This window comes from Bacillus sp. FSL R5-0422, from assembly GCF_038610765.1.
Lineage (GTDB): Bacteria > Bacillota > Bacilli > Bacillales > Bacillaceae > Bacillus > Bacillus pumilus_O.
Genome location: NZ_CP152014.1, coordinates 14395 through 37665, shown reverse-complemented (window position 1 = coordinate 37665; position 23271 = coordinate 14395). Strand labels below are relative to the sequence as shown.

18 protein-coding genes, 3 tRNA genes, 3 rRNA genes, 1 other RNA gene and 1 other annotated feature are annotated in these 23271 nt (G+C 42.6%); of the genes, 6 read left to right on the top strand and 19 right to left on the bottom strand.

What is annotated here, in order from left to right; genetic code table 11:
- Positions 1-57: 57 nt before the first annotated feature.
- From MKX52_RS00180 to tadA, 11 genes are all read right to left on the bottom strand, one after another.
- A 23S ribosomal RNA gene (locus MKX52_RS00180) occupies positions 58-2988 on the bottom strand.
- A gap of 98 nt (positions 2989-3086) precedes the next feature.
- Positions 3087-3162, bottom strand: a tRNA-Ala gene (locus MKX52_RS00175).
- Between the two features lie 14 nt (positions 3163-3176).
- A tRNA-Ile gene (locus MKX52_RS00170) sits at positions 3177-3253 on the bottom strand.
- A gap of 95 nt (positions 3254-3348) precedes the next feature.
- Positions 3349-4897, bottom strand: a 16S ribosomal RNA gene (locus MKX52_RS00165).
- The 16S and 23S rRNA genes sit together here with 2 tRNA genes alongside, the layout of an rRNA operon.
- A 321-nt stretch (positions 4898-5218) precedes the next feature.
- A complete protein-coding gene (locus MKX52_RS00160) occupies positions 5219-5482 on the bottom strand; it encodes a pro-sigmaK processing inhibitor BofA family protein (RefSeq protein WP_012009068.1) in 264 nt (87 codons plus the stop codon).
- A gap of 66 nt (positions 5483-5548) precedes the next feature.
- Positions 5549-5773 carry a YaaL family protein gene (locus tag MKX52_RS00155; RefSeq protein ID WP_342491245.1) on the bottom strand — a complete coding sequence of 75 codons (225 nt, stop codon included), beginning with the start codon at positions 5771-5773 and terminating at the stop codon, positions 5549-5551.
- Positions 5774-5791: 18 nt separating this feature from the next.
- Positions 5792-6388 (bottom strand): recombination protein RecR, encoded by a 597-nt coding sequence (recR, locus tag MKX52_RS00150; RefSeq protein WP_003218094.1) that lies wholly within the window; start codon positions 6386-6388, stop codon positions 5792-5794.
- Between the two features lie 15 nt (positions 6389-6403).
- Complete coding sequence (locus tag MKX52_RS00145; RefSeq protein WP_008342011.1) at positions 6404-6727, bottom strand: YbaB/EbfC family nucleoid-associated protein; 324 nt, start codon at positions 6725-6727, stop codon at positions 6404-6406.
- A gap of 26 nt (positions 6728-6753) precedes the next feature.
- The gene (gene dnaX / locus MKX52_RS00140) at positions 6754-8466 is read right to left on the bottom strand and encodes a DNA polymerase III subunit gamma/tau (protein ID WP_342491244.1); all 1713 of its coding nucleotides are present in this window, start codon (positions 8464-8466) and stop codon (positions 6754-6756) included.
- A 324-nt stretch (positions 8467-8790) separates the two neighbouring features.
- Positions 8791-9055: signal recognition particle sRNA large type (ffs, locus tag MKX52_RS00135), an RNA gene on the bottom strand.
- Positions 9056-9131: 76 nt separating this feature from the next.
- Complete coding sequence (gene tadA, locus MKX52_RS00130; RefSeq protein WP_012009066.1) at positions 9132-9608, bottom strand: tRNA adenosine(34) deaminase TadA; 477 nt, start codon at positions 9606-9608, stop codon at positions 9132-9134.
- 79 nt (positions 9609-9687) lie between these two features.
- On the opposite strand from tadA, the gene MKX52_RS00125 reads away from it, so the two are divergent.
- From MKX52_RS00125 to MKX52_RS00110, 4 genes are all read left to right on the top strand, one after another.
- Positions 9688-10242 carry an isochorismatase family cysteine hydrolase gene (locus MKX52_RS00125; RefSeq protein ID WP_144499033.1) on the top strand — a complete coding sequence of 185 codons (555 nt, stop codon included), beginning with the start codon at positions 9688-9690 and terminating at the stop codon, positions 10240-10242.
- 45 nt (positions 10243-10287) lie between these two features.
- Positions 10288-11589: a glycoside hydrolase family 18 protein gene (locus MKX52_RS00120; RefSeq protein ID WP_012009064.1), complete on the top strand. Its 1302-nt coding sequence runs from the start codon at positions 10288-10290 to the stop codon at positions 11587-11589.
- A gap of 79 nt (positions 11590-11668) precedes the next feature.
- Positions 11669-12292, top strand: a complete 624-nt coding sequence (locus MKX52_RS00115) for a deoxynucleoside kinase (RefSeq protein ID WP_012009063.1) — start codon at positions 11669-11671, stop codon at positions 12290-12292.
- Complete coding sequence (locus tag MKX52_RS00110) at positions 12289-12948, top strand: deoxynucleoside kinase (protein WP_342491243.1); 660 nt, start codon at positions 12289-12291, stop codon at positions 12946-12948. Before MKX52_RS00115 ends, MKX52_RS00110 begins: the two co-directional genes overlap by 4 nt.
- A gap of 88 nt (positions 12949-13036) precedes the next feature.
- Here the strand turns inward: MKX52_RS00110 and MKX52_RS00105 are convergent.
- From MKX52_RS00105 to pdxS, 5 genes are all read right to left on the bottom strand, one after another.
- Positions 13037-13129: transfer RNA gene (locus tag MKX52_RS00105), tRNA-Ser, on the bottom strand.
- Positions 13130-13257: 128 nt separating this feature from the next.
- Positions 13258-14088 (bottom strand): methyl-accepting chemotaxis protein, encoded by an 831-nt coding sequence (locus MKX52_RS00100; protein WP_342491242.1) that lies wholly within the window; start codon positions 14086-14088, stop codon positions 13258-13260.
- Between the two features lie 102 nt (positions 14089-14190).
- Entirely contained in the window at positions 14191-15465 is a 1275-nt protein-coding gene (gene serS, locus MKX52_RS00095) for a serine--tRNA ligase (RefSeq protein WP_342491241.1), read from the bottom strand.
- A 49-nt stretch (positions 15466-15514) separates the two neighbouring features.
- Positions 15515-15731: a binding site (T-box leader), on the bottom strand.
- A gap of 53 nt (positions 15732-15784) precedes the next feature.
- A complete protein-coding gene (gene pdxT, locus MKX52_RS00090) occupies positions 15785-16375 on the bottom strand; it encodes a pyridoxal 5'-phosphate synthase glutaminase subunit PdxT (RefSeq protein WP_088004200.1) in 591 nt (196 codons plus the stop codon).
- Between the two features lie 20 nt (positions 16376-16395).
- On the bottom strand, positions 16396-17280 hold the full coding sequence (gene pdxS / locus MKX52_RS00085; RefSeq protein ID WP_088004198.1) for a pyridoxal 5'-phosphate synthase lyase subunit PdxS: 885 nt from the start codon (positions 17278-17280) through the stop codon (positions 16396-16398).
- Between the two features lie 245 nt (positions 17281-17525).
- Between pdxS and MKX52_RS00080 the strand changes: the two genes are divergently transcribed.
- On the top strand, positions 17526-19004 hold the full coding sequence (locus tag MKX52_RS00080; RefSeq protein WP_216889874.1) for a PLP-dependent aminotransferase family protein: 1479 nt from the start codon (positions 17526-17528) through the stop codon (positions 19002-19004).
- Positions 19005-19044: 40 nt separating this feature from the next.
- On the opposite strand, the gene MKX52_RS00075 is transcribed toward MKX52_RS00080, so the two are convergent.
- The gene (locus MKX52_RS00075) at positions 19045-20370 is read right to left on the bottom strand and encodes a D-alanyl-D-alanine carboxypeptidase family protein (protein ID WP_144458530.1); all 1326 of its coding nucleotides are present in this window, start codon (positions 20368-20370) and stop codon (positions 19045-19047) included.
- A gap of 160 nt (positions 20371-20530) precedes the next feature.
- Entirely contained in the window at positions 20531-21997 is a 1467-nt protein-coding gene (gene guaB, locus MKX52_RS00070) for an IMP dehydrogenase (RefSeq protein ID WP_012009055.1), read from the bottom strand.
- A gap of 121 nt (positions 21998-22118) precedes the next feature.
- Here guaB and MKX52_RS00065 point away from each other — a divergent pair, with 121 nt between their 5' ends.
- Complete coding sequence (locus MKX52_RS00065; protein ID WP_217017019.1) at positions 22119-23087, top strand: YaaC family protein; 969 nt, start codon at positions 22119-22121, stop codon at positions 23085-23087.
- A gap of 11 nt (positions 23088-23098) precedes the next feature.
- On the opposite strand, the gene rrf is transcribed toward MKX52_RS00065, so the two are convergent.
- A 5S ribosomal RNA gene (rrf, locus tag MKX52_RS00060) occupies positions 23099-23214 on the bottom strand.
- Between the last annotated feature and the right edge of the window lie 57 nt (positions 23215-23271).

Here is a 23271-nt window from a genome sequence, read left to right as displayed (position 1 = left end):
ATGGAGAGAATGTTCTCTCAAAACTAGATAACAATGTTCAAACTTCACAATAGAATATAGGTTAAGTCCTCGATCTATTAGTATCTGTCAGCTCCACGTGTCACCACGCTTCCACCTCAGACCTATCAACCTGATCATCTTTCAGGGATCTTACTTCCTTGCGGAATGGGAAATCTCATCTTGAGGGGGGCTTCATGCTTAGATGCTTTCAGCACTTATCCCGTCCGCACATAGCTACCCAGCGATGCCCTTGGCAGAACAACTGGTACACCAGCGGTGCGTCCATCCCGGTCCTCTCGTACTAAGGACAGCTCCTCTCAAATTTCCTGCGCCCGCGACGGATAGGGACCGAACTGTCTCACGACGTTCTGAACCCAGCTCGCGTACCGCTTTAATGGGCGAACAGCCCAACCCTTGGGACCGACTACAGCCCCAGGATGCGATGAGCCGACATCGAGGTGCCAAACCTCCCCGTCGATGTGGACTCTTGGGGGAGATAAGCCTGTTATCCCCGGGGTAGCTTTTATCCGTTGAGCGATGGCCCTTCCATGCGGAACCACCGGATCACTAAGCCCGACTTTCGTCCCTGCTCGACTTGTAGGTCTCGCAGTCAAGCTCCCTTGTGCCTTTACACTCTGCGAATGATTTCCAACCATTCTGAGGGAACCTTTGGGCGCCTCCGTTACATTTTAGGAGGCGACCGCCCCAGTCAAACTGCCCACCTGACACTGTCTCCCTGCCCGATAAGGGCAGCGGGTTAGAAGGTCAATACAGCCAGGGTAGTATCCCACCGATGCCTCCACCGAAGCTAGCGCTCCGGTTTCCAAGGCTCCTACCTATCCTGTACAAGCTGTACCAACATTCAATATCAGGCTGCAGTAAAGCTCCACGGGGTCTTTCCGTCCTGTCGCGGGTAACCTGCATCTTCACAGGTACTATAATTTCACCGAGTCTCTCGTTGAGACAGTGCCCAGATCGTTGCGCCTTTCGTGCGGGTCGGAACTTACCCGACAAGGAATTTCGCTACCTTAGGACCGTTATAGTTACGGCCGCCGTTTACTGGGGCTTCAATTCGCACCTTCGCTTACGCTAAGCGCTCCTCTTAACCTTCCAGCACCGGGCAGGCGTCAGCCCCTATACTTCGCCTTACGGCTTCGCAGAGACCTGTGTTTTTGCTAAACAGTCGCCTGGGCCTATTCACTGCGGCTTCTCGGGGCTTTAACACCCTAAGAAGCACCCCTTCTCCCGAAGTTACGGGGTCATTTTGCCGAGTTCCTTAACGAGAGTTCTCTCGATCACCTTAGGATTCTCTCCTCGCCTACCTGTGTCGGTTTGCGGTACGGGCACCTCTCACCTCGCTAGAGGCTTTTCTTGGCAGTGTGGAATCAGGAACTTCGCTACTAAATTTCGCTCGCCATCACAGCTCAGCCTTCACGGGAAACGGATTTGCCTATTTCCCAGCCTAACTGCTTGGACGCGGATATCCAATACCGCGCTTACCCTATCCTCCTGCGTCCCCCCATTGCTCAAATGGTGAGGAGGTGGTACAGGAATATCAACCTGTTGTCCATCGCCTACGCCTTTCGGCCTCGGCTTAGGTCCCGACTAACCCTGAGCGGACGAGCCTTCCTCAGGAAACCTTAGGCATTCGGTGGACGGGATTCTCACCCGTCTTTCGCTACTCATACCGGCATTCTCACTTCTAAGCGCTCCACCAGTCCTTCCGGTCTGACTTCACAGCACTTAGAACGCTCTCCTACCACTGTTCGTTAGAACAGTCCGCAGCTTCGGTGATACGTTTAGCCCCGGTACATTTTCGGCGCAGAGTCACTCGACCAGTGAGCTATTACGCACTCTTTAAATGGTGGCTGCTTCTAAGCCAACATCCTGGTTGTCTAAGCAACTCCACATCCTTTTCCACTTAACGTATACTTTGGGACCTTAGCTGGCGGTCTGGGCTGTTTCCCTTTCGACTACGGATCTTATCACTCGCAGTCTGACTCCCAAGGATAAGTCATCGGCATTCGGAGTTTGACTGAATTCGGTAACCCGGTAGGGGCCCCTAGTCCAATCAGTGCTCTACCTCCGAGACTCTTACCTTGAGGCTAGCCCTAAAGCTATTTCGGAGAGAACCAGCTATCTCCAGGTTCGATTGGCATTTCACCCCTACCCACACCTCATCCCCGCACTTTTCAACGTGCGTGGGTTCGGGCCTCCATTCAGTGTTACCTGAACTTCACCCTGGACATGGGTAGATCACCTGGTTTCGGGTCTACGACCACGTACTCATGCGCCCTATTCAGACTCGCTTTCGCTGCGGCTCCGCATCTTCTGCTTAACCTTGCACGGGATCGTAACTCGCCGGTTCATTCTACAAAAGGCACGCCATCACCCTTTAACGGGCTCTGACTACTTGTAGGCACACGGTTTCAGGATCTATTTCACTCCCCTTCCGGGGTGCTTTTCACCTTTCCCTCACGGTACTGGTTCACTATCGGTCACTAGGGAGTATTTAGCCTTGGGAGATGGTCCTCCCGGATTCCGACGGAATTTCACGTGTTCCGCCGTACTCAGGATCCACTCTGGAGAGAACAACATTTCAGTTACAGGGCTGTTACCTTCTTTGGCGGGCCTTTCCAGACCTCTTCGCTTATATCGTTCCTTTGTAACTCCGTATAGAGTGTCCTACAACCCCAAGAGGCAAGCCTCTTGGTTTGGGCTGTTCCCGTTTCGCTCGCCGCTACTCAGGGAATCGCATTTGCTTTCTCTTCCTCCGGGTACTTAGATGTTTCAGTTCCCCGGGTATGCCTTCTCATACTCTATGTATTCAAGTATGGATACTACTCCATTACGAGCAGTGGGTTTCCCCATTCGGAAATCTCCGGATCAAAGCTTGCTTACAGCTCCCCGAAGCATATCGGTGTTCGTCCCGTCCTTCATCGGCTCCTAGTGCCAAGGCATCCACCGTGCGCCCTTTCTAACTTAACCATTTCTTACTTTAGAAAGAATCACTATGTGTGATGAACTTTGCATTGCATTCAATGTGAATGTATTACTTATTGTTATCTAGTTTTCAAAGAACACGTTGGTGGAGCCTAGCGGGATCGAACCGCTGACCTCCTGCGTGCAAGGCAGGCGCTCTCCCAGCTGAGCTAAGGCCCCGATTTAATAGAAGATGGTGGGCCTGAGTGGACTCGAACCACCGACCTCACGCTTATCAGGCGTGCGCTCTAACCAGCTGAGCTACAGGCCCATCTTTCATATCGAAGATATGATGTTGTAGGATCTTTTGCAAGTTCCTTCAAAACTAAACAAGACGAAAACGCACACTGCTCCATATATCCTTAGAAAGGAGGTGATCCAGCCGCACCTTCCGATACGGCTACCTTGTTACGACTTCACCCCAATCATCTGTCCCACCTTCGGCGGCTGGCTCCATAAAGGTTACCTCACCGACTTCGGGTGTTACAAACTCTCGTGGTGTGACGGGCGGTGTGTACAAGGCCCGGGAACGTATTCACCGCGGCATGCTGATCCGCGATTACTAGCGATTCCAGCTTCACGCAGTCGAGTTGCAGACTGCGATCCGAACTGAGAACAGATTTATGGGATTGGCTAAACCTTGCGGTCTCGCAGCCCTTTGTTCTGTCCATTGTAGCACGTGTGTAGCCCAGGTCATAAGGGGCATGATGATTTGACGTCATCCCCACCTTCCTCCGGTTTGTCACCGGCAGTCACCTTAGAGTGCCCAACTAAATGCTGGCAACTAAGATCAAGGGTTGCGCTCGTTGCGGGACTTAACCCAACATCTCACGACACGAGCTGACGACAACCATGCACCACCTGTCACTCTGTCCCCGAAGGGAAAGCCCTATCTCTAGGGTTGTCAGAGGATGTCAAGACCTGGTAAGGTTCTTCGCGTTGCTTCGAATTAAACCACATGCTCCACCGCTTGTGCGGGCCCCCGTCAATTCCTTTGAGTTTCAGTCTTGCGACCGTACTCCCCAGGCGGAGTGCTTAATGCGTTAGCTGCAGCACTAAGGGGCGGAAACCCCCTAACACTTAGCACTCATCGTTTACGGCGTGGACTACCAGGGTATCTAATCCTGTTCGCTCCCCACGCTTTCGCTCCTCAGCGTCAGTTACAGACCAGAGAGTCGCCTTCGCCACTGGTGTTCCTCCACATCTCTACGCATTTCACCGCTACACGTGGAATTCCACTCTCCTCTTCTGCACTCAAGTTTCCCAGTTTCCAATGACCCTCCCCGGTTGAGCCGGGGGCTTTCACATCAGACTTAAGAAACCGCCTGCGAGCCCTTTACGCCCAATAATTCCGGACAACGCTTGCCACCTACGTATTACCGCGGCTGCTGGCACGTAGTTAGCCGTGGCTTTCTGGTTAGGTACCGTCAAGGTGCGAGCAGTTACTCTCGCACTTGTTCTTCCCTAACAACAGAGCTTTACGATCCGAAAACCTTCATCACTCACGCGGCGTTGCTCCGTCAGACTTTCGTCCATTGCGGAAGATTCCCTACTGCTGCCTCCCGTAGGAGTCTGGGCCGTGTCTCAGTCCCAGTGTGGCCGATCACCCTCTCAGGTCGGCTACGCATCGTCGCCTTGGTGAGCCATTACCCCACCAACTAGCTAATGCGCCGCGGGTCCATCTGTAAGTGACAGCCGAAACCGTCTTTCATCATTGAACCATGCGGTTCAAGGAACTATCCGGTATTAGCTCCGGTTTCCCGGAGTTATCCCAGTCTTACAGGCAGGTTACCCACGTGTTACTCACCCGTCCGCCGCTAACATCCGGGAGCAAGCTCCCTTCTGTTCGCTCGACTTGCATGTATTAGGCACGCCGCCAGCGTTCGTCCTGAGCCAGGATCAAACTCTCCGAGGTATGCAGGATGCATATCACACATGCGTTGCTACACGATGTAGCGAACTTAGCATGTGATCATTTCCTGCCTCGTCAGCGTTTGACTGACTACCTATGAAACATCATAGGATTTTTTATAAAAACTCGAATTAACAGGTACGTTTTGTCTTGTTTAGTTTTCAAAGAACTTGTTTACCGCTTCAGAAGCGACTAGAACATCATACCATATTTAAATTGTTAATGTCAACAACTTTTTTTGTTATCATGTTTTTTCGTTTCTTCGTCATCAGCGACGTATATTAATTTACCACCATACAGAATCAAAGTCAACAATATTCCTCATTAAATAATAAATTTTTCAATTACAACTAAAGCTGCTACGCCTGGAATGCCCAATAAACCACTGATGCCACTTGTTACAGGGTTAATAGATACATGTAATCCCAGACTCTCTCCAAATAGATTAAGGCAAAATAAAAAAAGAGCACCTGCCACAAACTTTATTCCAATTAGCCCTAACCATTTGAAGGGGTTCGCTTGAACACCTGACATAAACAACAATAGTACAGCTAGCAAAATTGACCCGATCACAATAACAGGTTCCATAATCCTCTCATCTCCTCTTCATATGAATAGTACAAGCATATGAGAGGACTATGTAAAATAGACCTGCTATCTCCAGTTGTTTAAACGTAAATTCCTCTTTTTCGCTTCTCTTAGATAGAAAAAGTACTTCGCTTGAGCAAGCTTTAATTCGAATAGAATGTCCGGTGAAGGCTCAACGCTATTTGCGACAAGCTTTTTTTGTCTGTTCCATTCTTCCTTTTGCTTTAAAAGCTGTTGAATTAATTTCTCATCGAATTCTTTTCGAATTGATTTTCTGCGAAGAAAACCCATGTACCGTACTTCTCCTTCCTACATCTCACGTCTGCCCTCTAGAGCTTTAGACAGTGTGACTTCATCCGCATACTCTAAGTCTCCACCTACTGGTAGTCCGTGAGCAATACGAGAGAGTTTAATTCCTGATGGTTTCAACAATCTAGAGATATACATGGCTGTAGCCTCTCCTTCAATGTTTGGATTGGTTGCAAGGATTACCTCTGTCACTTGATCGTCTTGCAATCTTTTTAACAGATCAGGAATTTTAATATCCTCTGGACCAATACCATCCATTGGCGAAATAGCACCATGAAGGACATGATATAAGCCGTTGTATTCTTTCATCTTTTCCATTGCGATCACATCTTTTGGATCTTGTACTACACAGATAACAGATTGATCTCTTCTTGTATCTTCACAAATATAGCAAGGATCTTGATCTGTGATATGGCCGCATACTGAGCAATAAGTTAAATTACGCTTTGCATTAACAAGCGCCTTTGCGAAATCTAGCACGACATCTTCCTGCATACTAAGAACAAAAAAAGCCAGACGGACCGCAGTTTTCGGTCCGATTCCTGGCAATTTCATAAAGCTATCAATCAGCTTTGATATTGGTTCAGGATATTGCATCTTCAGTTATTCCTCCTAGAATAAACCTGGCATGTTCATTCCTTTTGTGAATTGTCCCATTGTTTCATTTGTTAACTCATCAACTTTTTTCAATGCATCGTTTGTCGCTGCAAGTACAAGATCTTGAAGCATATCGATATCTTCTGGATCAACAACTTCTTCATTAATTGCTACATCGACAACTTCTTTTTGTCCATTTACTTTTACAGTGACCATACCGCCACCAGCTGTACCTTCAAGGACTTTTTCTGCAAGCTCTTCTTGAGCCTTAGCCATATCCTTTTGCATTTTTTGCATTTGTTTCATCATTTTTTGCATATTTCCCATTCCACCGCGCATATGAACACCACTCTCTTTCATTTTTATTAGTCTTTAATTTCAATTAAATCGGTTCCTACTAACTTCTTTGCTTCAGCAATCAATGGATCCTCTTCAGCAGGAGTCCCCTGACCATCTGCCTGTTCATCTGGCTGATGATCTCTTAAAAATTCTTCTCTTATTTTACCCCATTGAGCGTCAGGAACGCCAACTAATTCCGCTCTTTTCCCTAACATAGACTCTAGTAGCTGCTCAAGGTTAGTTCGAACACCGCTTTTATCTTCAGCAACCATTTTACAATGTATTTCAAACTTGAATTTTAAAACAAAGGCATGAGTAGCCGCAGCAACTGGTTCACTATCCGTTAATAGCGCAGCGTGAGACACCTTATTCTGCTGTTTCAAGTGGGCAAGAAGTTCTCCCCATTTGCCTTTAATTTTTTCTAACTCTGGACGTTTTGCTTCTTTTAGAATCTCGTGAATTCGGCCGACAGGTGCACGATATCCATTTTTGTTACTCGTTTGTGGTCGAGGTGCTTCCTTTTTTTCTTGAGGATGTTGAGAATGAGACATTGGCACACCCTCAGCTTTTATCCTAGATAGCTCCTGTTCCAACCTGTCTATTTTATCCGTTAGCGTCGTTAAATCAGCGTTAGCATGAGATTGTGGTATTCCAGCCGTTGACTGACATAGCTTGACAACAGCTACCTCAAAGAAAATCCTTGGATGATTCGTCCACTTCATTTCTTGGTGACTTTTATTCAGCACTTCAATTGTTTCATATAGAAATTGAGGTGTCACACGATCCGAAAGCGCCACGAAATTTTCATCGACCTTTACCTTTTCAAGGACCCCTTCCAGATCTGGTGCTGTTTTATAAAGCAGCATATCTCTAAAGTAAAAAATCATGTCCTCTATTAATTTAGCAGCATCTTTCCCCTGCTGAAGTAATTCATTTAAGGTATCTAACGCCACGGCAATATTTTGATCAAAAATTGCTTCGGCTAACTGACTAATGAATTGCTGAGAAACAGCTCCTGTAATAAGCAGCGCATCATCAATTGTCAGTTGCTCACCACTAAACGAAATGGCTTGATCTAAGAGGCTTAATGCATCACGCATACCGCCATCAGCTGCACTAGCGATAATCTCGAGCGAGCCCTCTTGTACATTTAGGCTTTCTGCATCTACAATTTTCTGCATTCTTCCAACAATATCTTTTGTCGTGATTCGTTTAAAATCAAATCTCTGACAACGAGATATGATCGTAAGAGGAATCTTATGAGGCTCTGTGGTAGCTAAAATAAAGATACAATGAGCAGGCGGCTCCTCTAACGTTTTAAGAAGGGCATTAAACGCCCCGATAGAGAGCATATGTACTTCATCTATAATATAAACCTTATATGTAACAGCCGAAGGAGCAAATTTCACTTTATCACGTATATCACGGATTTCATCTACCCCGTTGTTTGAGGCAGCATCTATTTCGATCACATCTGAAATTGAGCCGTTTGTAATCCCTTTACAAGCATCACATTCATTACAAGGTTCACTCACAGGTGACTTTTCACAGTTCACTGCCTTCGCAAAGATTTTAGCAGCACTTGTTTTACCTGTTCCTCTAGGACCTGAAAATAAGTAAGCATGAGAAAACTTCTTCTGCAAAAGGGCATTTTGCAACGTTTTTGTGATGTGTTCTTGTCCAACAACATCCTCAAAAACTTGAGGTCTGAACACTCGATACAAAGCTTGATAACTCACAAATACGCCCTCCTCCATTTATCATCTTTTTTATTATACATGATGCACCGATCAATTCAAAAGCACACCTTTATTTTCTAATAAACGAAAATGATGATTTCAACTATAGGTTTTCTACTTTCTATGAATCAAAAACCTGTTTTTTAGATGTTCGAATTGATCTACAAAACCAACAAGAACACTCGTTCTCATTCCGAAAAAACAAAAAGGACTCTAAAATGTTTTTTTGGCTATTTGTATAAAAAAAGCAGCTGAATTATTCTTTAAACAGCAACAAAAAACTCACCTAGATTAACTAGATGAGTTACATTTAATATTGATTTACCGTGCACCTTCTGTCGATTCGCTACCCCAAGCGTTACTTAAACAGTTAGCTCGGCCCAGGCAACCCTGCGGCACATGAGAGGTTTCACTTAATGCTGCTTCCTTCCGGACCTGACATGGTTCATGAATTCCCATTGCGCAGGACCCAGACGTCAACACCACTTATTTAAGGCAGACCTTGAAGTAAACGAACCTTGAGAAGGGATTCGGCCTCGCTAGAGCGGATTGCGAGTACAGGGCACCGCTACCTCCCCGCTTAGCACGGCAAAATGAATATTAAATTGTTAGTGACGCAGACATAAGTATACCTTCTTATAGTCGAAATTGCAAACGTCATCCATTCATTTACTTTTGGCTTGTTTCTTTCGTTGACGGAGATTTCGGAAGAACTGACTTAGCAACTCACCACACTCATTTTCAAGTACACCACCAATGACTTCAGACTGATGATTGAATCGTTCATCATCCAGTAAATTCATTAAAGTACCTGCACATCCACCTTTTGGATCGTATGCACCAAAAACGACCTTTTTCACTCTAGAAAGAACAATCGCTCCCGCACACATAGGACATGGTTCAAGCGTCACATAAAGTACAGCATCTTCTAAACGCCAGCTTTCAGTTGTTTTACACGCTTCATCAATAGCAAGTAATTCTGCATGCGCAATTGAACGTTGCTCTGTTTCCCTTAAATTATGAGCGCGGCTCACAATTTGGTCATCAACAACGATGATGGCACCGATTGGTACTTCTCCTATTTGTTCTGCTTTTAAGGCTTCAGAAATAGCTTCTTGCATAAACTGTTCATCTCTCGTCATAGCACGGCTCTCTTTTCATGTTTTTTAAAAGGATATTGAGGTTAACATATTAGCACAATCTTTTAAAGGGGGTCTTACTTTGCAAAAGCACCAAAAGGCACTGCTGATTATTGACATGATTAATAATTTTGACTTTGAAATGGGACATGTACTCGCTGATAAAACAGAGCAAATGACCAATAAGATTTTAGCTCTTAAAGATCATGCTTTCAAGGAAAATTGGCCGATCATCTATATCAACGACCACTATGGTCTCTGGAAGGCTGATATTCAAGCTGTGATGGAAACATGCAAAAACGAGAGAAGCGCCGCTATTTTAGAGAAAATGGCACCATCAAAAGATGATTATTTCTTAATTAAACCGAAGCATTCTGCCTTCTATGGTACTGCATTAGAGACACTCTTAAATGAATTAGGTGTACAAGACATCATTTTGACCGGAATTGCAGGAAACATTTGCGTTCTATTCACTGCAAATGACGCATACATGCGAGAATACAACTTAATTGTACCTAAAGATTGTATCGCATCAAATGACGACAGAGACAACGAATATGCTTTAACGATGATGGAAAACGTTCTACTTGCAAAAATCACCACTGCTAAAGAGATCACGAATGAAAATCAAACATGATTTATCCATAACCCTCATAAATTGTTAGCAATAACAAAGGGGGCGTTGACTATTCAAATTTATGTTGTCAAAAGAGGAGATACTTTAAACGAAATTGCCATGCGTTTTAAAACAACAGTCAATGAAATCATCCGGACCAACGATATTGAAACACCAAATCAACTCGTCATTGGACAAACAATTGTCATTCCAATTAGAGGACAATTTTATGAGGTCAAACAAAATGACACACTTTATCAAATTGGAAGACGATTTCGAATTTCAGTAGAAGAACTGGCACGTGTGAATAGAATACGGCCTGAAGCAATACTTCCTATTCGCTTCTTGCTCTATATTCCTCAAAGACCTAAAAGGAACATTAATTCGAATGCTTACATTGAACCACGGGGAAATCAAGTGAGTGAAAACTTAAAACAAGCAGCTAGAGAGGCCTCTCCATATTTAACGCATTTAGGCGCTTTTAGTTTTCAAGCGCAAAGAGATGGAACACTGAAAGAACCACCGTTAGATCAGCTACCTCAAATAGCCGCTCAAAGCAGAACTGTTTTATCCATGGTGGTGACTAACCTAGAGAATGATAAATTCAGTGATGAACTTGGGCGAATTCTTTTGAATAACCAATCTGTCAAAGCCACATTTTTAAATGAAATCGTTCGTATTGCAAAAAAATATCAATTTAAAGAAATCCATTTTGATTTTGAATATTTACGTCCCGCTGATAAAGAGGCTTACATTCAATTTTTAAGAGAGGCAACGACCCGCTTCCATCAAGAAGGATGGACAATATCTGTTGCACTTGCCCCTAAAACAAGTAGTCAGCAAAAGGGAAAATGGTATGAGGCTCATGACTATGGAGCTATTGGGAATATCGTCGATCATGTTGTCTTAATGACCTACGAATGGGGATACAGCGGCGGCCCTGCGCAAGCAGTCTCTCCCATTGGACCTGTCCGCGAAGTCATTGAATATGCACTGACCGTTATGCCAGCCAATAAAATTGTTATGGGCCAGAACTTATACGGCTATGATTGGACGCTTCCTTACGTTCAAGGCGGGCCTATCGCTAAAGCTGTCAGTCCCCAACAAGCGATTGCCATTGCTAGAAATAATAATGCCTCCATTCTATATGACGAAACAGCTCAAGCACCTTATTTTCGTTATACAGATGCCAATAATAAAGAGCACGAAGTATGGTTCGAAGATGCTAGATCGATTCAAGCAAAATTCAACCTCATCAAAGAGTTAAGCTTGAACGGGATTGCTTATTGGAAATTAGGTCTATCCTTCCCTCAAAATTGGCTCTTATTATCAGATCAATTTAATATTGAAAAAAGAACGACATCGTAATCCGTTCGCTCTATCTCTCGGAAGGGGTATGGTACAATATACATTGGTTTGACAACTTTATAGATAGAGGAGAACGCCTATGTATCCTGCCCCTTTTATTGCAGTGGAAGGCCCAATTGGAGCCGGAAAAACAACTTTGGCTACAATGCTTGCGAAGGAATTTCAATTTCCTTTAGTAAAAGAGATTGTAGAAGAAAATCCATTCTTAGATAAATTTTATGAAGATATGGAACAATGGAGCTTTCAGCTTGAGATGTTCTTTTTATGCAATCGGTTCAAACAGTTAGAATCGATTCAAGAAAACTATGTGAATCATCAGCAGCCGATTGTCACTGATTATCATGTCTATAAAAATATGATATTTGCAGAAAGAACATTATCGAAAAAGCATATGGACAAATACAGAAAGATCTATCACTTGCTAACAGATGATCTTCCTAAACCAAATGCCATCATCTATATAAAAGCCAGCCTTCCTACCTTACTTGAAAGAATACAGATGAGAGGACGCTCTTTTGAAGAAGACATTGACCCAGCTTATTTAAAAACACTCATTGAAGATTATGAGCTGGCCATTGAACATTTAAAACAGACAGACCCAGGGCTTCCTATCATTACAATTGAAGGAGATCATACAGACTTCGTTTCCTCACAGCAAGATTACCAGCAAATTGTACAGAACATAAAGGAGCAAGTGCTATGAACAATATCGAAATACCAAAAGATGCAGTGATCACAATTGCCGGGACTGTTGGTGTCGGAAAATCAACTATGACTAAAACGATAGCGGACAAGCTAGGCTTTCAAACCTCTCTTGAAAAAGTAGATGATAACCCATACTTAGAGCCCTTTTATTCTGATTTTCAAAGATGGAGCTTCCATTTACAAGTCTATTTCCTTGCGGAGCGTTTTAAGGAACAAAAGCGGATTTTTGAATCTGGTGGAGGATATGTGCAAGATCGTTCAATTTATGAGGACACGGGCATATTCGCAAAAATGCATGCGGACAAAGGTACGATGTCTGAAGTAGATTATGAAACGTATACAAGTCTATTCGAGGCAATGGTGATGACACCTTACTTCCCTCACCCTGATGTTCTCATCTATTTACACGGGGATTTAAATCATATTTTATATCGTATCGAGGAACGCGGCAGAGAGATGGAAACTCAAACGGACCGAGCCTATTGGGAAGAAATGTACACTCGATACACAGAATGGATCGAACAATTCGATTTATGTCCAGTGATTAAAATTAACATTGAAGATTACGACTTACTTCATGATGAAAGCTCACTTGATCCCATTCTTCATGAAATAGCTTCTGTCATTCAAAAAAATCGCTCTAAAACAAAATAAAAAAAACCGCTGCATTCGCGAATGCAGCGGTTTGACAATTCCAATTTTTATGCTTGCGTTTCAATTCAACTAAGGTAAAAAATCAATATGGCGGAGGAAGAGGGATTCGAACCCCCGCGGGCTTTGACACCCCTGTCGGTTTTCAAGACCGATCCCTTCAGCCGGACTTGGGTATTCCTCCGTATCGACAAGAATTAATATACCATATCGTTTTATTTCAAGTCAACATCTTTTCGAAAAAAATTTCAATAAGTTATTTTGCCATGAAATCTGCCCATAAAAAAGCAGCCATCGACGGCTGCTCTTGATCTATTTTGTATCCTGTCTAATCTCTTCAATAAAATGATTCATCTCTTCTTTAAACTCATTTAATGATTCGATAATTTTCGTAAAGTCTGTCACTTGTTTGGCTTGTTCATTTGTTGAGCTGCTGATTTGTGAGATATTTTCAGACAATGTACCAATACTGTCTTGGATCTCTTTTAAAAAGGTATTAATGGTTTCAGCCGCTTCCTTTGAGCCATCTGATAATTTACGAACTTCATCAGCCACGACAGCAAACCCTTTTCCATTCTCTCCTGCCCTTGCTGCTTCAATTGCAGCATTTAGGCCTAGCAAGTTGGTTTGTCTAGCAATCCCGCCAATGGTTTTGACGACTTCTTCAATGTTTGCTGATTTCTCTTCCGCTCTTCCTGCCTGTTCACTTATTTCTAAACTTGTGGCAGCTAGCTCTTGTGAATGCGCAGCAATTTGCTCAATTCCACTTTGGAGTTCTTTTGCTACACCATTGATATGCTCCATATAACCGCTTAATTTCTTTTCACGATGATGTGAAAATGCCACTAAAAAAGAGCCAATTACTTTTCTATTTTCATCGAAAATCGGGTAACCTTTTACTGCAATTTCATAACCATATAAAGATTCTGGTAAATGACCGTCATATTCTTGTCCTCTTAATGTCGTCGCCACGTTTTGGTCTTCTGGGTTCAATGGGTCCCCAACCTTCATGCCAAAATCTATTGTGTTAGACGGATAGTAGCAAAGCACCTTTTCTTTATCAGTGATGCCGAAAAGAATACTTTCATCTAGAACTTTTCTAACTAATTGAGCCATTTCAACATAATAGTCAAGCCTATTCAAGGTTATTCCTTCTTTCCTAGAAGCTTTTAGTATTTCTATCGGCTAAATTTAGGAAAACTGTAGGACTTTTGGTAAAAAGAAATAAGATGCCATAGCGGCATCTTATTTCATTACTTCTTTATTTCCCATATAAGGACGCAGTACTTCAGGAATGATCACAGTGCCGTCCTCTTGTTGATAGTTTTCTAAAATAGCCGCCACGGTTCTTCCTACTGCTAAACCAGATCCATTTAATGTATGCACATGCTCTGGCTTGGCTTTAGGCTCTGGACGGAATCGAATGTTTGCGCGTCTTGCTTGGAACGCTTCGAAGTTACTGCAAGAAGAAATTTCACGATACGTATCTTGGCTCGGAATCCATACTTCGATGTCGTATTTTTTCGCAGCTGTGAAACCTAAATCTCCGGTACACATGCTCATGACACGGTATGGTAGGTTTAGTAGTTGTAGGACTTTTTCTGCTTGATTTGTTAGTTTCTCTAATTCTTCATAAGAATTTTCAGGTCTAACAAATTTCACAAGCTCTACCTTATTAAATTGATGCTGACGGATGAGTCCACGTGTATCTCTGCCGGCAGATCCAGCTTCTGATCTAAAGCAAGCACTGAATGCTGCATAATTGATTGGCAGTTGTTCTCCTTCAATTATTTCATCACGGTGCATGTTGGTAATAGGTACTTCGGCTGTTGGAATGAGGAAATAATCTTCTTCACGGATTTTAAAGGCATCCTCTTCGAATTTTGGAAGCTGCCCAGTCCCTGTCATGCTTGCTCTATTGACCATGTAAGGTGGGAGCACTTCAGTAAAACCAAACTCATCTACGTGTAAATCGAGCATAAAGTTATATAGTGCGCGCTCTAAGCGTGCGCCAAGCCCTTTATAAAAAACAAAACGGCTTCCTGTAACTTTGCCTGCCCGTTCAAAATCGAGAATGTTTAGCTCATCCGCTACGTCCCAATGTGGCTTTGGCTCAAATGAGAATGCCGGCTGTTCGCCCCACTTTCTCACTTCCACGTTGTCATCTTCTGTTTCCCCAACTGGTACCGTATCATGAGGAATATTCGGAATAGAGAATAAGATGTGCTGCAAGCTTTCTTCTACTGTTCTTAGCTCATCATCCAGCTTCTTAATCTCATCTCCTACCTCACGCATTTCTTGAATAATGTGATCGGCGTCTTTCTTTTCTCTTTTTAGAACAGCCACTTGCTGTGATACTTCATTTCTTCGGCTCTTTAATACTTCTGTTTTTCCGATTAGTTCTCTTCTTTTTTGATCCAGCTCACCAAACTTATCAAAATCCGCTAAATCTTCGCCACGGTGTGCTAGTTTTTCTTTGATTTGATCAAAGTCCGTGCGCAGTTGTTTAATATCCAGCATGTGTAACACTCCTTTTTTTATCGAAAAATAAAAAGAGCCCTCATCCCATGAAAGGGACGAGAGCTCTCGCGTTGCCACCCTGATTGAAAACATGCAGAAGCACGCTTTCCTCTTTCCTCTGTAACGGTATCACCGTAAATGCTTACTTCTCGTGTTTCAGCATTTCGCTCAAGGATGGATTCAGACTGCATCTTTCACCGATTCGCACCAACCATCGGCTCTCTGAGAAAGAGGGGCTTCTTACTATTTCCCGTCAACGCTTTTTCGATCTTTGATTGTGATTTTAATGTACTATAAGTTTTATCTCTTTTCAACCGTTTTATACAGCGAGCTTCGTTTTATAGGTCTTCACCATTTCAACAAACAGTTGTGTTAACCGGTGGTCGTCTGTCAGCTCTGGATGAAAAGAACAGCCTAAGATATTGTTTTCTTTCGCCATCACAATCCTACCATCATATTCAGCCATGACCTCTACGCTCTCATCTGCACTGATGATATGAGGCGCACGGATGAACACTCCTGTAAACGGGGCATCCAGTCCTTTTACTTCTAAATCTGCTTCAAAGCTGTCTACCTGTCTGCCAAATGAATTCCGTGCAACAGATACATTTAACAGTCCAAGGTGAGCATCATCTCGATCTTCTATATGCTTTGCCAGCATAATCAAACCTGCACAAGTCCCGAAAATCGGTTTCCCTTTTGCAGCGAACGCTTTGATCGGTTCAATGAATTGATACGTATCCATGAGTCTTCTCATCGTCGTGCTTTCTCCACCAGGGATAATAAGACCGTCAACAGATACTAGCTCTTCTGCTCGTTTGATGATCTTCCCTTCTGCGCCACAGGCTTCAATCGATTGAATATGCTCTCTCACAGCTCCTTGAAGCCCTAGTACACCAATTGTTAGCATGTTCGTTTGCGCTCCCTTAATTACCAGCCACGCTCTTGCATACGCTCTTCTGGCAGTAGATTTGAGATTTCAATTCCTTTCATGGCTGTTCCAAGCTCTTTTGATAGATCTGCAATGAGACGGTAATCTGTGAAGTGAGTCGTTGCTTCAACAATTGCTTTTGCAAATTTCGCTGGATTGTCTGATTTAAAGATACCAGATCCAACAAATACACCGTCTGCTCCAAGCTGCATCATTAACGCAGCATCTGCTGGTGTCGCAACGCCTCCCGCTGCAAAGTTAACAACTGGGAGTTTGCCGTCTTTTTTGATTTGAAGCAATAATTCATACGGTGCTCCTAGGTTCTTCGCTTCTGTCATCAGTTCATCTTCACTCATTGCTGCCACTTTACGAATCTGAGCATTGACCTTTCTCATATGACGGACAGCTTCTACAATGTTGCCTGTTCCAGGCTCTCCTTTTGTACGAAGCATAGAAGCTCCTTCTGCAATACGACGGGTTGCTTCACCTAAATCACGGCAACCACAGACAAAAGGTACTGTGTATTCATTTTTATTTAAATGGAATTCCTCATCTGCGGGCGTCAGCACTTCACTCTCATCGATATAATCAACACCAAGTGCTTCAAGGACACGAGCCTCGACGATATGGCCGATACGTGCTTTTGCCATGACTGGAATCGTTACTGCATTTTGTACTTCTTCTACGATTCTTGGGTCTGCCATACGGGCAACACCGCCGGCTGCACGAATATCAGCTGGAACTCGTTCTAGTGCCATAACTGCCACCGCACCTGCTTCTTCTGCGATCTTTGCCTGTTCAGCGTTGACGACATCCATAATGACGCCACCCTTTTGCATTTCTGCCATTCCACGTTTCACTCGTTCAGTTCCCTTATTGCTCACAATAGTTTCCTCCCATTTGTCAATTCGATTGATTTACCCCTTTATCATACAAGCGAGACAGTATAACAATAAAGAGAATAGTATAACAATTCAATCAGCCAACAAAAAGGCTTAACCCCTTGTATATAAACGATTACTTGCTAAAAATATGTCATTCTTTCTTTGAAGTATCATTTACATGCTATAATGCAACTATAACAATTCAAATTCATGTATAACAATTTTGCACGCAATGGAGGTTTCTCATGCATATTGATATCCATCGACATTCTGATACATCACTTTCGAATCAGATTTACTTTTCAATCATTGATCATATCCAATCGGGTTTGCTTCAACAGGGAGATAAGCTGCCAACTGTACGTGATTTAGCAAAGCAGTTGAATGTGAGTCTTGTCACGGCAGCAAAGGCATACACTCGGCTGAAGGACGACGGATATTTAACGACTGTGCAAGGAAAAGGGACGTTTGTGGATGAGCTGCAAAAGCAGTCAGAAATTCCAGTTCCGTCATCTACCTCTTTTGATTGGCAGTTATCTATCCCAGATTATTTACCACGGTCTCAATTTGCTCAGTATCACTATGTCGAAGAAGCGATCAATCTTTCTTCCTCTATGATTGATCCTGGGCTTTTGCCAAACCGGTATTTAGAAAAAGAAATGCAGCATGTCCTAGCCAGACATCCTCAAATCATGTCAAAGTATGGGGAAATTCAAGGGGATCTTCAACTTCGGCAAGTCATTCAGTCTTTTTTAGAAAAATTGGATGTTCCTTCTACTCCTGAAAATATTCTTGTAACTAGTGGTTCTCAGCAAGGGCTTGATTTGGTTGCACGTGCGTTTATCGGTCCTGATGATGTAGTGGTCATGGAAGCACCAACCTATCCAGGCGCCATTGATGTCTTTATGGGCAGAGGGGCAAGAATTATTACAGTCCCTGTTGATCATGAAGGAATGAACATGAAACAGCTTCAAAGCATTTGTGATAAGTATAAACCAAAGCTCATCTACACGATTCCTACTTTCCACAGTCCGACAGGCGCCAGTATGTCAATGAAACGCAGAAAACAACTTCTCTCACTGGCACAAAGTATTGATTGTCTCATTGTAGAGGATGATCCTTATCGTGAGCTATATTTCGAAAAGAAGCCGCCAGCACCTATTAAAAGTCTGGATCATGATGGACACGTCATTTATTTACGAGGTTTAAGTAAAACACTTGCTCCAGGATGCAGAATTGGGATTATCACTGCTTCAGGCTCGATATTTAATCGTTTATTAGCTGCAAAGGCCAATAATGATTTAGGCAGCCCTCTTCTCACACAAAAAGCCATTTTGCCATTTCTGACTTCAAAGAAAATGATTGATCATACGAAAAAGCTGAGAACCGCCTTAATGGTGAGGCGTGATTTAATGATAGATGTATTAACGAAGCATGCGCCAAAAGATGTGACGTGGCAAATCCCTCAGGGTGGACTCAATTTATGGCTTAGCTTTCCTTCCTGGGTCGATACACGTGCACTTCTGCATGAGGCACGCAAACAGCAAATCACCTTTCTGCCTGGCTCTGTGTGCTATCCTGGAGAGCCGAAGCAAAACTATATCCGCCTTAGCTTTTCTTATATGAATGAAAAGGCGCTGATAGAGGGCGTGGAAAAATTATGTGGTATTTTTCAGCAAGCCTTGTCCACTCCTCAAAATCACAAACAATCTCTTTTCTTTTAACGATAAAAAACTGCTCTCATGTATAGAGAGCAGTTTTTTATTAGAACCAACCTTTTACTGTGTCAACGATTCCGCCCCAAATGCCAGCGAAGAACCCACCTACGCTACGCATTGTAAGGATGAACCAGTTTGCTTTTTCATCGCCTGTTTTCGTTATAAGCTCAACACCTGATTGATCTTTATTCAAATAGCCGTAGTCCTTCTCATCACCTGAGTAAGAAGTGGTCAGCATGCCAACCTTCGTTCCTTTTTTAATAGGAGCTTCGAGTTTCGTTTTCTCGATATTTACTTTTGCTTTAAAGCTCTTTTCGTCGCCATTTTTGACTGGCACAGAGAATGCTTCTTTCGTAACGACGGGTACTTCTTTGTCTTTGCCTTTGTCGACTTCGATGTTTTCATGTCCTTTGATCTGTTGACCTTTTTTGTACATTTCTTTCATCGTGAAGTTTTTAAACGCATAGTCGAACAGTTTTTTCGCCACATCGAAACGTGCTGTATGAAGATTACCTTTCGCATTCAAAATCACTGCGATAACACGCATGTCACCTTGTTTAGCCGTACCTGTGAAGCTAGAACCAGCTGAATCTGTAGAACCTGTTTTTAGACCGTCTACACCTTCATATTCCTTCACAAGTCCTTTAAGCATGAAGTTCCAGTTAGGCATGTCCATTTCATCGTCTGTGCCTTCTCTGAACTTTGTTTTCGCAATACTTGATGTTTCAAGGATTTCTGGATGGTCTTTGATGAGATGCTGTGCAAGCAATGCCATATCTTTCGCAGATACTTCACTTTCTTCATCAGTACCTGTACCTTTTGGCTGTTTGCCATGTAAGTCTTTATTTTCTAAACCAGTTGCATTCACGAATTTGTAGTTTGTTAAACCTAGTTCTTTTGCTTTGGCGTTCATTTTTTCAACGAACTTCGATTCTGATCCAGCAATCACTTCTGCTAAGCCAATTGCTGCTGCATTTGCCGAATAAATAGCCGTTGCTTGATAAAGTTCTTTCACTGTATACGAGCCATCTTTTCTCAAAGGAACGTTTGATAAACTGCGGTCCTGAGAAATTTCGTATACATAATCATCTGGCGTATACGTTTGATCCCATTTCACTTTGCCTTCAGCAATCGCCTCTAGTAATAGATACTCTGTCATCATCTTTGCCATACTTGCAATAGGCAGTCTTTGTTCTGCGTTTTTACTATAAAGAATCTTACCTGTAGAAGCTTCAATTAGGATCGCTGCTTTCGCATTCACATTGAATGGATCTTCAGCTGCTTTTGCTTTGGACATTGGTGTAAATGCTGTCACAATCAATGCCAGTGCAAGGATAGAGACCATAAGCTGTTTCAATATCTTGCTGTTCAATCGTCATACCTCCGTTATCATCTTTTTTCGACATATTTCATATATATTTAATCCACAAGGGCTTATTTCAACACAACAGTATAAATTTTATCACAATAAAGACAAAAAAAATAGACAGAGTCATAGACCCTGTCAAATGTAATTTGATTGTCACAATTTATCAAGAAATTGTGTAGTTTGGTGATTCTTTTGTAATTTGTACATCATGTGGATGACTCTCACGAAGTCCTGCACCAGTCATTCGAATGAACTGTGCTTCTTCTCTAAGAGAGCGTAAATCTTGTGTTCCACAATAGCCCATACCTGAACGGATACCGCCAACTAGTTGATACACTGTATCAACGACTGGTCCTTTGTATGGTGTACGGCCTTCAATACCTTCTGGAACGAATTTTTTATTATCTTCTTGGAAGTAACGATCTTTACTTCCTTTTTCCATTGCAGCCACTGAACCCATACCGCGATAAACTTTGAATCGTCTACCTTGGAAAATTTCTGTGTCTCCTGGGCTTTCAGATGTACCAGCTAGAAGGCTTCCAAGCATAACAGCATGTCCACCAGATGCTAGAGCTTTTACGATATCACCTGAATATTTAATTCCACCATCTGCAATAATAGCTTTACCATGTTTTCTTGCTTCTGTTGCACAGTCATAGATCGCTGTGATTTGTGGTACACCAACACCTGCTACAACACGTGTTGTACAGATAGATCCTGGTCCGATACCAACTTTCACAATATCTGCTCCTGCTTCAAACAATGCTTTAGTTGCTTCAGCTGTTGCAACATTTCCAGCAATGATATTAAGAGAAGGATACGTTTCACGGATTTTCGATACAGTGTTTAGAACACCTTGTGAATGACCATGTGCCGTATCAATGACAACGACATCTACATTGGCTTCGACTAATTTTCTCACACGAGTCATTGTATCGCCAGTGACACCAACAGCAGCACCAACAATTAAACGGCCATGTGCATCTTTAGAGGAGTTAGGGAATTCGATCACTTTTTCAATATCTTTGATGGTGATGAGACCTTTTAACGTTCCTTCGTCATCTAAAAGAGGTAATTTTTCAATTTTATATTGCTGTAGAATTTTTTCAGCTTCTTCTAACGTTGTACCCACCGAAGCTGTCACGAGTTCCTCTTTTGTCATCACATCGCTGATCTTCATTGAATAATCCGAAATAAAACGAAGGTCACGGTTCGTAATAATACCAACAAGCTTTTGATCTTCTATGTTATTTACAATCGGTACACCTGAAATACGGTATTTACCCATTAGGTGCTCTGCATCAAATACTTGATGCTCAGGTGTTAAGAAGAATGGATTTGTAATAACGCCGCGCTCTGAACGTTTTACTTTATCCACTTGCTCTGCTTGTTGCTCAATAGACATGTTCTTATGAATGATACCAAGACCACCTTGACGTGCCATTGCAATCGCCATTTGTGACTCTGTCACCGTGTCCATTCCTGCACTGATCACGGGAATGTTTAGTTTTAATGTGCTTGTTAACTCAACTGATAAATCGACATCACGCGGAAGTACTTCAGACTTAGCTGGAACAAGCAAAACATCGTCAAACGTCAAACCTTCTTTTGAAAATTTACTTTCCCACATTAGTAAATCCCCCTCTTTTCGGCAAAATATTATATGTAGATTATCAACTAGCAAACAGCATGTCAAGGAAGCAACAAACAGTTGCAATTTTTAGAAAATATAAAGAGAGTTGAGGAAGAAGATGAAAAGTTCAGGATGGAAGGATTTAAAACGTTTTTACTCACTCGAAACTTCCCAAAAGTTTCTATATCAACAATATGAGAAACGGAGCATTCAAGATGCAAACCAGCAAGCCTATAAAAACTGTGAACGGTTTATTTATTTTTTAAAGCATGGTCATACATTCTATGAACAGGCAGCTATCGCTCCACTCGAACTGAAGCCCATTTTATTATTTTATGGAATGGCTCAGTTGCTAAAGGCATGTTTACTGACAGTTGATCCTTACTATCCTTCTCAAACTTCTGTTTTGGCACACGGTGTAACATCGAGAAAGAGAAAGAAGCAGCACTACCGTTTTAGTGAAGATGAAGTGAAAATTCAGCGAAATGGACTATGCATGCATGTGTTAAAGCATCTATTTCATTTAAATGGACTTGAAGATGAGCGATTTACGATGATTCACCTCCTGTCAAAGATACCTGAAATGGGTCATATTCTGGAGTTTCAAAAGCAGCCTTCGACATTAGTTAAAGTAGAAAAAGACAATGGAATGATGATTCAAGATCATATTCCATTGCTTTATAACATGTCTGCTGAACGTTTTATTGAATATTTTGAGTTCCACACAAGTTGGAAACTTAAACAGAGAGAAGCGAAAAAACTGGCGTTTGATGTGTCTCTAGAAGAAAACCCAGCGTTCGCTACTCATCTTCATTATGATTTAGAAGCGAATCAATGGTATATTCCGTCAACGCGTGATTCATTTTTGGGGATTCCTGAGATCATCAGCCATTACTTATTGATGTATAACCTCAGTATGATTGCCCGCTATGAAACAGAATGGTGGTACGAACTGCTATCTCAATACATTAGTGATGATTACGTCATGATCGAACGCTACATGGAGATTGCTGAAGAGAAGTTCCCAGCATATATCATGATGCTATTAGAAGAAAAAACAAAAAAGACCAGTTCCAAATGGAACTGATCCTTATACAAGCTTGGCGGCGTCCTACTCTCACAGGGGGAGATCCCCAACTACCATCGGCGCTGAAGAGCTTAACTTCCGTGTTCGGTATGGGAACGGGTGTGACCTCTTCGCTATCGCCACCAAACCTGATGGAGAGAATGTTCTCTCAAAACTAGATAACAATGTTCAAACTTCACAATAG

What these genes read in the sequence shown, in the direction of transcription:
- MKX52_RS00160 (WP_012009068.1), bottom strand. Translation starts at nt 5,482, where the DNA reads ATGGAACCTGTTATTGTGATCGGGTCAATTTTGCTAGCTGTACTATTG.
- MKX52_RS00155 (WP_342491245.1), bottom strand. Translation starts at nt 5,773, where the DNA reads ATGGGTTTTCTTCGCAGAAAATCAATTCGAAAAGAATTCGATGAGAAA.
- recR (WP_003218094.1), bottom strand. Translation starts at nt 6,388, where the DNA reads ATGCAATATCCTGAACCAATATCAAAGCTGATTGATAGCTTTATGAAA.
- MKX52_RS00145 (WP_008342011.1), bottom strand. Translation starts at nt 6,727, where the DNA reads ATGCGCGGTGGAATGGGAAATATGCAAAAAATGATGAAACAAATGCAA.
- tadA (WP_012009066.1), bottom strand. Translation starts at nt 9,608, where the DNA reads ATGACGAGAGATGAACAGTTTATGCAAGAAGCTATTTCTGAAGCCTTA.
- MKX52_RS00115 (WP_012009063.1), top strand. Translation starts at nt 11,669, where the DNA reads ATGTATCCTGCCCCTTTTATTGCAGTGGAAGGCCCAATTGGAGCCGGA.
- MKX52_RS00110 (WP_342491243.1), top strand. Translation starts at nt 12,289, where the DNA reads ATGAACAATATCGAAATACCAAAAGATGCAGTGATCACAATTGCCGGG.
- serS (WP_342491241.1), bottom strand. Translation starts at nt 15,465, where the DNA reads ATGCTGGATATTAAACAACTGCGCACGGACTTTGATCAAATCAAAGAA.
- pdxT (WP_088004200.1), bottom strand. Translation starts at nt 16,375, where the DNA reads ATGCTAACAATTGGTGTACTAGGGCTTCAAGGAGCTGTGAGAGAGCAT.
- MKX52_RS00080 (WP_216889874.1), top strand. Translation starts at nt 17,526, where the DNA reads ATGCATATTGATATCCATCGACATTCTGATACATCACTTTCGAATCAG.
- guaB (WP_012009055.1), bottom strand. Translation starts at nt 21,997, where the DNA reads ATGTGGGAAAGTAAATTTTCAAAAGAAGGTTTGACGTTTGACGATGTT.
- MKX52_RS00065 (WP_217017019.1), top strand. Translation starts at nt 22,119, where the DNA reads ATGAAAAGTTCAGGATGGAAGGATTTAAAACGTTTTTACTCACTCGAA.